Annotated in this window: 12 protein-coding genes; all 12 read right to left on the bottom strand. The window is 64.1% G+C overall.

Features of this window, described 5'->3' with window-relative positions; translation table 11 throughout:
* Positions 1 to 13: 13 nt before the first annotated feature.
* Positions 14 to 484, bottom strand: a complete 471-nt coding sequence (gene rpsG / locus ACFQ6H_RS15245; protein ID WP_003941856.1) for a 30S ribosomal protein S7 — start codon at positions 482 to 484, stop codon at positions 14 to 16.
* Positions 484 to 858, bottom strand: a complete 375-nt coding sequence (gene rpsL / locus ACFQ6H_RS15240) for a 30S ribosomal protein S12 (protein ID WP_003941908.1) — start codon at positions 856 to 858, stop codon at positions 484 to 486. Before rpsL ends, rpsG begins: the two co-directional genes overlap by 1 nt.
* A 409-nt stretch (positions 859 to 1267) precedes the next feature.
* A complete protein-coding gene (locus tag ACFQ6H_RS15235; protein ID WP_378638407.1) occupies positions 1268 to 1756 on the bottom strand; it encodes a DUF3558 domain-containing protein in 489 nt (162 codons plus the stop codon).
* 53 nt (positions 1757 to 1809) lie between these two features.
* Positions 1810 to 2358: a DUF3558 domain-containing protein gene (locus ACFQ6H_RS15230; protein WP_378647027.1), complete on the bottom strand. Its 549-nt coding sequence runs from the start codon at positions 2356 to 2358 to the stop codon at positions 1810 to 1812.
* A gap of 50 nt (positions 2359 to 2408) precedes the next feature.
* Positions 2409 to 3020, bottom strand: coding sequence for a TetR/AcrR family transcriptional regulator (locus ACFQ6H_RS15225; protein ID WP_378447208.1), 612 nt, complete (start codon positions 3018 to 3020; stop codon positions 2409 to 2411).
* A 77-nt stretch (positions 3021 to 3097) separates the two neighbouring features.
* Positions 3098 to 3883 (bottom strand): enoyl-CoA hydratase family protein, encoded by a 786-nt coding sequence (locus ACFQ6H_RS15220; protein ID WP_378447207.1) that lies wholly within the window; start codon positions 3881 to 3883, stop codon positions 3098 to 3100.
* Between the two features lie 24 nt (positions 3884 to 3907).
* Positions 3908 to 5068 carry an acyl-CoA dehydrogenase family protein gene (locus ACFQ6H_RS15215; RefSeq protein WP_033236424.1) on the bottom strand — a complete coding sequence of 387 codons (1161 nt, stop codon included), beginning with the start codon at positions 5066 to 5068 and terminating at the stop codon, positions 3908 to 3910.
* A complete protein-coding gene (locus tag ACFQ6H_RS15210) occupies positions 5068 to 7053 on the bottom strand; it encodes an acetyl/propionyl/methylcrotonyl-CoA carboxylase subunit alpha (RefSeq protein ID WP_378647025.1) in 1986 nt (661 codons plus the stop codon). Before ACFQ6H_RS15210 ends, ACFQ6H_RS15215 begins: the two co-directional genes overlap by 1 nt.
* 8 nt (positions 7054 to 7061) lie before the next feature.
* Positions 7062 to 8660: an acyl-CoA carboxylase subunit beta gene (locus ACFQ6H_RS15205; RefSeq protein WP_378548704.1), complete on the bottom strand. Its 1599-nt coding sequence runs from the start codon at positions 8658 to 8660 to the stop codon at positions 7062 to 7064.
* Positions 8657 to 9805 carry an acyl-CoA dehydrogenase family protein gene (locus tag ACFQ6H_RS15200; RefSeq protein ID WP_378647023.1) on the bottom strand — a complete coding sequence of 383 codons (1149 nt, stop codon included), beginning with the start codon at positions 9803 to 9805 and terminating at the stop codon, positions 8657 to 8659. The genes ACFQ6H_RS15205 and ACFQ6H_RS15200 overlap by 4 nt, the downstream gene beginning before the upstream one ends.
* On the bottom strand, positions 9802 to 11523 hold the full coding sequence (locus tag ACFQ6H_RS15195; RefSeq protein ID WP_378647021.1) for an acyclic terpene utilization AtuA family protein: 1722 nt from the start codon (positions 11521 to 11523) through the stop codon (positions 9802 to 9804). Before ACFQ6H_RS15195 ends, ACFQ6H_RS15200 begins: the two co-directional genes overlap by 4 nt.
* On the bottom strand, positions 11520 to 12341 hold the full coding sequence (locus ACFQ6H_RS15190; RefSeq protein ID WP_378647019.1) for a TIGR03084 family metal-binding protein: 822 nt from the start codon (positions 12339 to 12341) through the stop codon (positions 11520 to 11522). The genes ACFQ6H_RS15195 and ACFQ6H_RS15190 overlap by 4 nt, the downstream gene beginning before the upstream one ends.
* Positions 12342 to 12400: the final 59 nt, after the last annotated feature.

The raw sequence follows: 12400 nt of genomic DNA, 5'->3' as shown, positions 1-12400 counted from the left end.
CCGACGCTTTACATCACCAGCGGTAGTGGGCGAATGCCTTGTTGGCTTCGGCCATCTTGTGAGTGTCTTCGCGACGCTTCACAGCTGCACCGAGGCCATTGCTGGCATCGAGGAGCTCGTTGGCGAGACGCTCGACCATGGTCTTCTCACGACGTGCACGCGAGAAGGTGACCAGCCAGCGCAGTGCCAGCGTGGTGGAACGACCGGGACGAACCTCGACCGGCACCTGGTAGGTAGCGCCACCGACGCGGCGGCTACGAACCTCGAGTGCAGGCTTGACGTTGTCCAGGGCGCGCTTGAGGGTGACGACCGGATCGGTGCCGGTCTTCTCGCGTGCCTGCTCGAGAGCCTGGTACACGATTCGCTCTGCGGTGGACTTCTTGCCGTCCAGCAGGATCTTGTTGACGAGCTGCGTCACCAACGGTGAACCGTAAACCGGGTCGTTGATGAGCGGGCGCTTCGGAGCGGGGCCCTTACGTGGCATTAGCTCTTCTCCTTCTTGGCGCCGTAGCGGCTGCGTGCCTGCTTGCGACCCTTGACACCCTGGGTGTCGAGGGAGCCGCGGATGATCTTGTAACGGACACCCGGGAGGTCCTTCACACGACCGCCACGGACGAGCACCATGGAGTGCTCCTGAAGGTTGTGACCTTCGCCGGGGATGTACGCGGTGACCTCGACCGAAGTCGTGAGGCGAACACGTGCGACCTTACGGAGCGCTGAGTTCGGCTTCTTGGGGGTGGTGGTGTACACGCGAGTGCACACGCCACGACGCTGCGGGCTGCCCTTGAGAGCTGCCGTCTTGACCTTGGCGGTCTTGTCGCGGCGACCCTTGCGGACCAGCTGGTTGATGGTTGGCATTTACCGGCTTTCTTGTGACGAACAGACTGCTCGAGCGAACTCGGGCCGTTCGAAAACGTGGCTGTTCTGAAATTAGGGATCTAGCAGTTGGAGCAAGAGAGCTGCTGCTCCTCACCCACCTCAGAGTCTGTACTCAGCACTTTCGCGCCTTGCACCACCCCCGAGGTCGGGCGTGTCGCATACCCCCACACAGGCAGCCGGATGCTCGTTCATCAGCAAAATCTGCTCGAACGCGCGCACGGCAATACCTAGCTAGGCACACAGATCGGCCCGGGCATGCCGGACACGACCCATAACGATACCTGTCGGCGCGCCACAAGGTCAAAGCGAGGCCACGGTGATAGTGACCTCATGCTCTGACCAGACACTCTGGTCGCATACTCGAACCACGTAGCCGGACCGGTCGCGATCAGATGCTGCGGTTCAACGTCAACCCGCCGAGCTTCGCCGCCGCCTCGCACGGATCCGCTCCGCCTTGCGGCTCGGTGACCCACCACCCGAACACTCCCCCGGCCGGCGCGCTCGCGCTCACCCCGCAACTCTGCGGATCGGCCGGCTGGCGAACCTGGAACCCGCTACTGCCGTTGATGTCGATCTTCGCCACCACGTATCCCAGATGTTCGAAAGCAGCGCGCTCGTGATCGAGAGTGCCCGTCTCGAACCAGTTGAAGGTGATCTTGATCGGACCCGCGGCCCCGATGCCGTCCCAGCGGCAGATAGCGCCGAAGAACCCACGACCGACGGCGTCGGCACCCACGGCGCCGGCGATCTGCTCGTCGGTGACCGCTTCGCATTCTTGGAGGACGTTCGCAAATTCCTGGCTGTCACTACCGCGGTAGCTGCCCTCCGCGCGGGGAGTCCCGGTGACCACCGAGCCGCAGCCCGTGAGTAGAACCATCGACCCCGCCAGGGCGAGTCCGATCCTTGCGCTCTTCAGTGTGCCCTCGTACCTCACTGTGCCCTCGAAACTGTTTTTTCCATCAGATCCCGTGCAACCGTGCACGGATCAGCGGTCGGAGGCAGCAAGCCGTAGGTGATCGACCAGTGCACGAAGTCTCCGCCGAACGCGATACCCAACTCGCACAGCGAACCCGCCGTGGACGCGATGAAGCCCTGGTGACCACCGATCGTGATGTCGTCGGCGGGACGCCCGAGCAGGTCGGACCCTGCCCTTTCGCGGCCGATCGGGCTTCCGCGGTACCAGGAGAAACTGACGCTCGGGCCATTCGAACCGGCGACCTCCCATTGGCAACCGACGCCGTTGCGTGTCGTCGTCGCAAAAGTGCCGAGATTGAAGGCGTTGACAACTTCTTCGTCGGTCACCGACCCGCATTCGGCGAACATAGGACCGGGATCGGTGGGTGCGAGCTCCGGCGAATTGGCGCCGTCGCCCGGCCGATCGGCAGACCCGTCGTCGGAGCTGCAGCCGACCACCACCGAGAGCACGGCAGCCGAAACCAATACCGAAGTCCCGATCGAAGTGAGAGTGCGTGCGGCCATGGAGCCGACTGTACTTCTCGGTGGCCCCCGACACACGCCCCGCTACCGATTCAGGGGGTTGTGACCGGTACCCGAACCAGCGTGGAATCCAATTGCGCCGCCCACTGTTTGACCACCTCGGTGCGCCGGCGCGAGTCGTCGGTGAGTACGTCTGCCAGCCCCAGCCCTCGGGCCAGGTCCAGTGTCGCCTGTACCAGGCGATGCGTCACCGGATCGGAGTCGTCGACACCCAGACTCTCGACGGCCATGCGGTGCGCGATGCGCCCGAACCGTTCCTCGAGGGGCAGGACGCGGGCACGCAGGTCGGGGTCGGAGGCGGCGGCCGTCCACACCTGCAGTGCTGCCTTGAAAAGGGTCCCGGTGTAGTACTCGACCAGCCGCGAAATGATCGCCTCGGTTCGTCCGGCACCCACCGGAAGGTCGGTCGATTCCTTTCGCGCCTGATCCATCCGGGCGTCGAACATCACCTCGAGCGCCGCGGTGATGAGGTCCTCACGAGTCGGGAAGTGGTGCTGCATCGCACCTCTGGACACCCCGGCACGCTGCGCGACGACGCTCATCGTCGTTGCGCTCCACCCGAGTTCGGCGAGACACTCCACCGTCACTTCGAGCAGGTGGGAGCGCGTGACTCGACTTCGGTCCTGCTTGGGCTCTCGAGTCATCGCGCCGCCATCCCTTCTACTCCTGAGTTCCAGCCACTGCCGTGTTCGGCCTACTGCCGTATTCCAGTACGCATGTTCTACTGCGCCCAGGCTGCCGGACGCTTCTGCAAGAAAGACATCATGCCCTCACGAGCCTCGTCAGAGGAAAACAGCCGAGCCGACTGCGCGATCATCTCCTCGCCGTCCCGGTCGAATCCGGCCAGGACCGAACGCGTCGTGATCCACTTCGATTCGGCCAGCCCCTGCGGTGAACATTGGCGCAAAGTGCCGAGCAGTTCGGTGATCGACTCCCCCGTGTCTTGCGACGCGGAGGTGACGAGTCCGATGGATTCGGCCTCGTGCTGGCCGAACTTCTCTCCGGTGAGCAGGTAGCGGCTCGCGGATCGCTGGTCGAGCCTCGGCAGGACCGTGAGCGAAATGATGGATGCTGCCAAACCCAATCGTGATTCCGTCACCGCGAAGGTGCTCGCCGGTCCGGCGACGACGATGTCGCACGCCCCGACAAGACCCATGCCTCCGGCCCGAACGTGACCGTCGATGCGCCCGATCACCGGCTTGGGAAGCTCGAGAATGCTGCGCAAGAGCGTCAGCATCCCCCGTCCGCGCTCCTTGACTGCCTCCTCCGGCGATGCGGACGACCCGGATGCCTCACTGAGATCGGCTCCCGCACAGAATGTTCCACCGGTGTGGGTGAGCACTACCGCTCGAACCGCCGGATCGGCAGCCGCCGAAGTCAACCCCGCCTGCAACTCCGTGACCAACCGCGTCGAAATCGCATTGCGGTTGTGGGGTGAGTCGAGAGTGATCGTGGCAGCACCGCCCGATACTTCGTACCGCACGTATGGCTTGTCCTGATCCGTCATGAGTCTCCTCTTCAGTAGGACCGTCTAGTAAGACCGCGGCAGACCGAGGGAATGCTGCGAAACGAAGTTGAGGATCATCTCGCGACTGACCGGGGCAACGCGGGCGATACGTGCCGCGCCGAGCATGGCAGCCAGTCCGTATTCCTTCGTCAAACCAGCACCACCGTGCGTCTGGATCGCCTGATCGAGTGCCTTGATGCTGGCCTCGGCGGCCGCGTACTTCGCCATGTTCGCGGCTTCGGCAGCACCGAAATCGTCACCGCTGTCGTAGAGCACCGCGGCCTTCTGCATCATCAGCTTGGCGAGTTCGAGTTCGATCTTCACCTGCGCGAGAGGATGTGAAATACCCTGGTGCGCACCGATCGGCGTCTTCCACACCGTTCGCTCGTTGGCGAACTTCACCGCAGCGTTGAGGGCGTAACGGCCCATACCGATCGCCATCGACGCACCCAGAATGCGCTCCGGATTGAGGCCGGCGAACAACTGCATCAGGGCGGCATCAGCTTCACCGACCAGAGCGTCGGCCGGCAGGCGCACGTCGTCGAGGAACAAGATGAACTGGTGGTCCGGTTCGATGATGTCCATCTCCATCTGTGTCTTCACGAATCCGGGAGAATCCGTGGGGACGATGAACAGAGCGGGCTTGAGCTTGCCGGTCTTGGAGTCCTCGGTGCGCGCAACGATGAGGACCGCATCAGCTTGATCGACGCCCGAGATGTAGATCTTGTTGCCACTCAGTATCCAGTCTTCGCCGTCGCGACGAGCAGTCGTCGTGATCTGATGCGAGTTGGAACCTGCGTCGGCCTCGGTGATTCCGAACGCCATGATCTTGGAGCCGTCGGCGAGGCTGGGTAGCCACTGCTGCTTCTGCTCCGCAGTGCCGTACTTACCGATGATGGTGCCGCAGATGGCCGGCGAGACCACAACCAGGAGCAGACCGGCACCCTGCGCTGCCAGTTCCTCCTGCACCAGCGCGAGTTCGTAGATGCCGGCACCGCCGCCGCCATATTCCTCCGGCAGGTTGACGCCCAGGAATCCGAGTTTGCCCGCCTCGTTCCACAATTCGGTGAGCGGCTCACCCTTGCGCGCCTTGGGCAGCACGTAGTCGACGTAGTTGAAGCGCTCACCCAGTTTGGAAACGGATGCCCGCAGTTCCTTCTGCTCTTCGGTTTCGATGAAACTCATCATGCTTCCTCTTCTGTAGCGGGTTCTTCCACACGTGCGAGTACCGATCCGACCTCGACCTGCTGGCCGACGGCGACCGGAAGTTCTACCAGGACACCGGCAGTCGGCGCGGTGACAGTGTGCTCCATCTTCATGGCCTCGAGCCACAGAATCGGCTGGCCGGCGGTGACGGTGTCACCGAGAGCGGCGCCGAGGCGGATGACCGATCCCGGCATCGGAGCGAGCAACGAACCGGCAGCGACTTCCGCCGACGGATCCACGAAACGCGGTGCTGCCGTCAAGGCGACGGGTCCGAGCGAGGAGTCGACAAAAATCTCACTCCCGTAGGCAGACACGTCGAACGAACGCCGAACTCCGCTCTGCTCGAGCACAACCCGGGTCGCAGTTGCCGATACCAGGCTCACGTCGTCGAAGCCTTCTGCACTCAGCACACCACTTCGACTCAGGGAGTATCGGACGTCGTAGTCGCCCGACGCAGTGGAGTAACTCTTGCTCTGCGGCTGCGACGGGAGGTTGCGCCACCCGCTGGGCAAGCGGCCGATGACGCGAGCCGACGCTCGATTGTGCGCGGCATCGGCAAGCGCCGCCGCCAGCGCCGAGAGTCTTTCGGCGTCGGTGTCGGCCAGAGGTGTTGACAGCTTCTCGAGGTCGTGAGTCTCGAAGAAGGCAGTGTCGGTATCTCCGGCAATGAAGGCCGGATGGGCCAAGACGTTGACGAGCAGGTCGCGGTTGGTACGCAAGCCGTGAATCCTGGTGCGCGCCAGCGTCGATGCGAGCAGGCGCGCAGCTGCCGTTCGCGTCGGCGCGTAGGAGATGACCTTGGCCAGCATCGGGTCGTAATGGACGCCGACGACACTGCCGTCGATGACGCCCGAATCGAGGCGAACGCCCTGCTCACGCAGGACACTGAATTCTGCCACGTCACCGGGCAACTCGATGTGGTGAACGGTACCGCTCTGCGGCTGCCAGTTCTTCGCGGGATCCTCGGCATACAGACGCACCTCGATCGAATGCCCGCGGATCTGCGGCAGCTCGCCTGGGAGCGCGTCGCCCGAAGCGACCTGCAATTGCAGCTCCACCAGATCGAGTCCGGTGGTGCATTCGGTGACCGGGTGCTCCACCTGCAAACGGGTATTCATCTCGAGGAAGAAGAAGTCGCCCTTTTCGTCGGCGAGGAACTCGACGGTTCCTGCGCCTTCGTAGCCGATGGCATTGGCGGCGAGTCGAGAGGCATCGAAAAGCTTGTCGCGCATCGCCGGGATGCGTTGCACGAGCGGCGACGGTGCCTCTTCGACGACCTTCTGGTGCCGACGCTGGATCGAGCACTCGCGCTCCCCCACCGCCCACACGCCGCCGTGTCGGTCGGCCATGACCTGAACCTCGATGTGCCGACCGGTCTCGAGGTAGCGCTCGCAGAAGACCGTCGGGTCGCCGAATGCGGACTGCGCCTCACGCCGAGCCGCCTCCAGTTCGCCGTCCAGCGCCGACAATTCACGAACGACGCGCATTCCGCGTCCACCGCCGCCGGCCGACGCCTTGATGAGCACCGGCAGATGAGCTTCGGTCACCGCGGCGGGATCGAGTTCGGAAAGCACCGGAACTCCGGCGGCGTCCATGATCTTCTTGGACTCGACCTTCGATCCCATGAGCTCGATGGATTCGACGGGCGGGCCGATCCACGTCAGTCCCGCGTCGATGACGCTGCGCGCGAACTCCGCGTTCTCGGAGAGGAATCCATAGCCGGGATGAATCGCGTCAGCGCCCGAAGCCTTGGCGGCGGCGATGATGAGCTCACCCCGCAGGTACGTCTCGGCAGGTGTGTTACCCGGCAGCCGAACCGAGGCGTCGGCTTCGGCGACGTGGGGGCTGTCGGCATCTGCGTCGGAAAACACCGCGACCGTGCCGATTCCGTTCTTGCGGCAGGTCGCAAAGACACGGCGGGCGATTTCGCCACGATTGGCGACCAGTACTGAAGTGATTGTCACGGCGTGCCTCACATACGGAAGACGCCGAAGTTCTCGGTGCCTTCGATCGGGGCGGTGGCAATGGCCGACAGGCACATTCCCACCACGGTGCGGGTGTCTCGGGGATCGATGACGCCGTCGTCGTAGAGACGCCCGGACAAGAACATCGGAAGTGACTCGGCCTCGATCTGGTTCTCGATCATCGCGCGCATGCCCGCATCGGCTTGCTCGTCGAAGACCTGGCCACGTGCCTCGGCGGCAGCACGTCCCACGATGGAGATGACGCCCGCGAGCTGCGCACCACCCATGACGGCGGACTTGGAACTGGGCCAGGCGAAGAGGAATCGCGGATCGAACGCGCGCCCGCACATGCCGTAGTGACCAGCGCCGTACGACGCTCCGAGCAGGATGGAGATGTGCGGAACCTTGGAGTTGGCAACCGCATTGATCATCATCGATCCGTGCTTGATCATGCCGCCCTCCTCGTATTCCTTGCCCACCATGTATCCGGTGGTGTTGTGCAGGAACAGCAACGGCGTGTTGGAGCGGTTGGCCAGCTGGATGAACTGTGTTGCCTTCTGGGATTCCTCACTGAAGAGAACTCCACGGGCGTTCGCCAGAATGCCGATCTGGTAGCCGTTCAGCTCCGCCCAGCCGGTCACGAGAGACGACCCGTAGAGGGGCTTGAACTCGTCGAAGTCGGAACCGTCGACGATGCGAGCGATGACCTCACGCGGATCGAAAGGGATCTTCAGGTCGGCGGGAACGATGCCGAGCAACTCTTCCGGATCCTCGAGCGGTTCGATGATCTCGGCGCGAGGCGCCGGCCCCTTCTTGGTCCAGTTGAGTCGCTTGACGATCGAGCGCCCGATGCGGATCGCGTCCTGCTCGTCGGCGGCGAAGTAGTCGGCCAGTCCGGACTTGCGCGCGTGCATTTCGGCGCCGCCGAGTGCCTCGTCGTCGGATTCCTCACCGGTGGCCATCTTGACCAGCGGCGGGCCCGCGAGAAACACCTTGGAGCGTTCCTTGATCATCACGACGTGGTCGGACATGCCGGGGATGTACGCGCCGCCGGCCGTCGAGTTGCCGAAGACCAGTGCGATGGTGGGGATTCCGGCGGCGGAGAGCTGCGTGAGGTCGCGGAACATACGCCCACCCGGGATGAACACCTCCTTCTGCGTCGGCAAATCTGCGCCGCCGGACTCGACCAGGGAGATCACCGGCAGGCGGTTCTGCATGGCGATGTCGTTGGCGCGGAAACCCTTACGAAGCGTCCACGGGTTGCTGGTGCCGCCGCGCACGGTGGGATCGTTGGCGACGATCAGGCATTCGACGCCTTCGACGACGCCGATACCGACCACAGTGCTGGCGCCGACCGGGAAATCGCTTCCCCAGGCGGCGAGGGGGCACACCTCGAGGAACGGTGAATCCTGATCGAGGAGAAGTTCGATCCGTTCACGCGCCAAGAGCTTTCCCCGCTTGTGGTGCCGCTCGGTGTACTTCTCACCGCCGCCCGCCAGCGCCTTGGCGTGCTCGACCTCGATCTCGGCTAACTTGGTGTTCATGGTCGAGGTTGCGGTCTTGTACACCTCGGAATTGGTGTCCAGTGTGGACCGGATGACACTCATGACTGATACCCCAATCGCTTGGCCGCGAGGCCGGTGAGGATTTCGGTGGTACCGCCACCGATTCCCAGAATTCGCATGTCCCGGTACTGCCTCTCCACTTCACTTTCCTGCATGTAGCCGAGGCCACCGAACAGCTGAACCGCTTGGTTGGCAACCCATTCACCGGTTTCGACGGCCGTGTTCTTGGCGAAGCACACCTCGGCGATCAGATCTCCGTCACCGGCCATGTATCGCTCGATCACCGAGTGCGTGTACACCTTGGCCACATCGATCTTGCGGGCCATCTCGGTGACGGTGTTCTGCACAGCCTGGCGGCTGATCAGTGGGCGGCCGAACGTCTCACGGGCACGGCACCATTCGAGGGTCAATTCCAGGCATCGCTCTGCGCTGGCATACGCCTGCGCGGCGAGGGCGACACGCTCGGAGACGAATGCCTGCGCGATCTGCGCGAAGCCGCTGTTCTCGGCCCCGACCAGATTCTCCACCGGAACTCGGGCGTCGACAAAGGACAGTTCCGCGGTATCGGACGCGCGCCACCCCATCTTCTCGAGCTTGCGTGACACCGTGAATCCCGGTGTGCCCTTCTCGATCACGAGCAGTGAGACGCCACCGGCTCCGGAGCCGCCGGTGCGCACTGCGGTGACGACGAAGTCGGCGCGAACCCCGGAGGTGATGAACGTCTTTGCGCCGTTGACGACGTAATGGTCGCCGTCGCGCTTGGCTGTGGTTGTCAGGTGTCCGACGTCGCTGCCACCGCCCGGTTCGGTGATGGCGAGCGAGCCGATCTTGTCGCCGCGCAGGGTCGGCTTGACCCACTTCTCGATCTGCGCCTCGTCGCCGGCCGCGATCAGGTGCGGCACCGCGATGCCGCAGGTGAAGAGCGATGCGAACAGCCCGCCCGACGCACCGGCCTGATGCATCTCCTCACAGATCACGATGGAGTCGACGGCGTCACCGCCTTCACCGCCTGCAGATTCGGGAGCACTGGCCCCGAGCAGACCCAGAGCGCCTGCCTTGCGGTGCAATTCGCGCGGAATCTCACCGTCACGCTCCCACTGCGTCAGGTGCGGCAAAATCTCCTGGTTCACGAATCCGCGTACGGTCTCGCGAAGCGCAAGCCTTTCCGGTGTGGTCCACACGGTCACCGTGAATCCTCTTTCTCGTCAGTTGCGGGGAGTAGCGAAATCGGGATGTCGATGTGGCGCGAGCGCAACCATTCGCCAATTCCCTTGGCTTGCGGATCGAACCGCGCCTGCGAGGCCACACCCTGACCGAGGATTCCCTCGATCACGAAGTTGACGGCACGAAGGTGCGGAAGCTGGTCGCGAGTGACGGTCAACTCTGCCGCTTCGGGCAGTAGTTCCTTGAGCTTTTCGACGGTGAGTGTGTGCGCCAACCACTTCCACTGATCGTCCGTGCGAACCCAGACGCCTACATTGGCGTTTCCACCCTTGTCGCCGCTTCGAGCGCCGGCGATCGTGCCGAGCGGCAGCGAGAGCGAAGACTGAGGCGGCAAGGGCTCCGGACGCTCGGGTTCGTCGACAGGTTCGAGGTCCTGCGTCAGCGTGGACGGAGCGATGTCCACACGAGTGCCGTCGGGAAGCACGGCGACGTGAGGCACCGATCCCGCGTCGACGTAGCCGGGGGTGAACACCCCGTACGGTTGGCCGTTGCTCGGCGGAGCCGTCAGCGAGAAGCCGGGGTAGCTGGCAAGTGCCATTTCCACCGCAACCGCGGAGAAAGGGCGACCGATAACCTTGGGATCGGAATCGCGAACCACGCAGCGCAGCAACGCACTCGCAGTTTCTTCGGTATCGGAATCCGGATGATCCGTGCGAGCGAGGGTCCAGACCAGTTCGGCCGGCTTCTTCGTCAGCCAGGATTCGAGTTGCCCCTTTGCCAGATCCGCTTTGGCCTCGATGTCGAGACCGGTGAGGATGAACGTGGCCTCGTTGCGGAACCCGGCCAGTGTGTTCAGCGAGACCTTGTACTGCGGCGGCGGAGCCTCGCCTGTGACGCCGCTGATCAGCACCCGATCCGGACCTTCCTGGGTAAGCACCGCGTTGTCGATGCGAGTGGTCACGTCCGGGCCCGCGTAGCGTCCGCCCGTGATCTCGTACAACAGCTGCGCCGTCACGGTGCCGACGCTCACCTCGCCATCCGTTCCGACATGCTTGGTGATGACGGACGAGCCGTCCGCGTTGATCTCGGCGATCGGGAAGCCAGGGCGACCCAGATTGGGGATCTCGGTGAAGAACGCGTAGTTGCCGCCGGTGGCCTGGGTGCCGCACTCGATGACGTGACCCGCCGCGACAGCACCGGCCAGCTGATCGAAATCATCTCGCTTCCAACCGAAGTGACGGGCGGCCGGACCGACGATCACCGAAGCGTCGGTGACACGTCCGGTGACCACGACATCGGCGTCGGCCGACAATGCTTCGACGATGCCCCAGGCGCCGAGGTACGCGTTGGCCGTCAGCGGTGAGCCGAGTCCGAGTTCGTCGGCGCGGGAGACCAGATCGTCACCCTCGACGTGAGCGATCTTCGCATTCAAACCCAGCTTGGCGTTGACCTCACGCAGCGCGTCGGCCAGTCCGGCCGGGTTGAGGCCGCCGGCGTTCGCGACGATCTTCACGCCCTTGTCGAGCGCGAGGCCGAGGGTGTCCTCCACCTGCCGCAGGAACGTCTTCGCATAGCCGAGCGACGGGTCCTTCATCCGGTCGCGGCCGAGGATCAACATCGTCAGTTCGGCAAGGTAGTCGCCGGTCAGGTAGTCGAGTTCGCCGCCCTCGAGCATCTCGCGCATCGCCGAGACGCGGTCGCCGTAGAAACCGGAACAGTTGCCGATCCGCACCGAACTCATTTGTCCACCTTCGATTCTCGTCCCTCACCGCTGGATCCGATGGCGGCTCGTCCCTCGCCGCTGGGTCCCGCAAATGCCTGCGCGAACCCGAGCCACTCGTCCGCGTCGCCGCCGTCGGCGACCAGATCGAGATCGGCGCGATTGGCGCGCTGAGTGACCAGCAAGCAGAAGTCCAACGCCGGCCCCGTCACCTTCTGCGTCGCATCTTCCGGCCCCCAGGTCCAGATCGAGCCGTCGGGCGCCGTCAACTCAACCCGGAAATCCTCGGCGGGTGGCGTCTTCTCGTTGACCGAGTACGCAAAGTTCCGCGTCCGCACGCCCAGGTGAGCGATGTTCTTGATGCGCGACGTCGGAACTCGTTCGGCGCCAAGAGCGTCGGCGACGTCCTGTCCATGTGCCCACGTCTCCATCAACCTTGCCGTTGCCATGGAGACACCGCCCATGGGCGGGCCGTACCAGGGGAACTTGGTGCCGGCCGGGGCAGCGGTGAGCGCCTCGACGAGAGCAGTGCGCCCCGCCCGCCAATCGGCGAGCAACTCTGCGGGCGGCCGGGCGGCCTGCTCGGCAGCGCCGTCGTCGACGAACCCCGCCGGATTCACGAACGCCGCCTTCAACTGCTCCGCGAACCCGTCCGGGTCGGTGATCGCCAGGATTGCTGCACTGTCCGTCCAGTGCAGGTGCCCGATCTGATGGGCGATGGTCCACCCTTCCGCAGGCGTCAATGTCGCCCACTTCTCCTCGGGCAGATCTGCAACCAGGGCGTCGAGGCTCTCGCCTTCGGCCCGCAAGTCATCGATGAACGTCTGAAGTTCGGCCATGCGACCAGCATCACACTCGAGGTTATAAAAATCAAGCACGAATGATTGTTATTGCGAAA

This window comes from Rhodococcus sp. NPDC056506, from assembly GCF_042794945.1.
Classification (GTDB): domain Bacteria; phylum Actinomycetota; class Actinomycetes; order Mycobacteriales; family Mycobacteriaceae; genus Rhodococcus_F.
Note: the sequence above shows the minus strand (reverse complement) of the source record. Positions and strands in the feature narration are given on the sequence as shown.

Excerpts from the sequence above, each read along its gene's own strand:
- ACFQ6H_RS15220 (WP_378447207.1), bottom strand. The coding sequence starts at position 3,883 with ATGACGGATCAGGACAAGCCATACGTGCGGTACGAAGTATCGGGCGGT.
- rpsL (WP_003941908.1), bottom strand. The coding sequence starts at position 858 with ATGCCAACCATCAACCAGCTGGTCCGCAAGGGTCGCCGCGACAAGACC.
- ACFQ6H_RS15225 (WP_378447208.1), bottom strand. The coding sequence starts at position 3,020 with ATGACTCGAGAGCCCAAGCAGGACCGAAGTCGAGTCACGCGCTCCCAC.
- ACFQ6H_RS15190 (WP_378647019.1), bottom strand. The coding sequence starts at position 12,341 with ATGGCCGAACTTCAGACGTTCATCGATGACTTGCGGGCCGAAGGCGAG.
- ACFQ6H_RS15235 (WP_378638407.1), bottom strand. The coding sequence starts at position 1,756 with ATGGTTCTACTCACGGGCTGCGGCTCGGTGGTCACCGGGACTCCCCGC.
- ACFQ6H_RS15215 (WP_033236424.1), bottom strand. The coding sequence starts at position 5,068 with ATGAGTTTCATCGAAACCGAAGAGCAGAAGGAACTGCGGGCATCCGTT.
- ACFQ6H_RS15195 (WP_378647021.1), bottom strand. The coding sequence starts at position 11,523 with ATGAGTTCGGTGCGGATCGGCAACTGTTCCGGTTTCTACGGCGACCGC.
- ACFQ6H_RS15205 (WP_378548704.1), bottom strand. The coding sequence starts at position 8,660 with ATGAGTGTCATCCGGTCCACACTGGACACCAATTCCGAGGTGTACAAG.
- rpsG (WP_003941856.1), bottom strand. The coding sequence starts at position 484 with ATGCCACGTAAGGGCCCCGCTCCGAAGCGCCCGCTCATCAACGACCCG.
- ACFQ6H_RS15230 (WP_378647027.1), bottom strand. The coding sequence starts at position 2,358 with ATGGCCGCACGCACTCTCACTTCGATCGGGACTTCGGTATTGGTTTCG.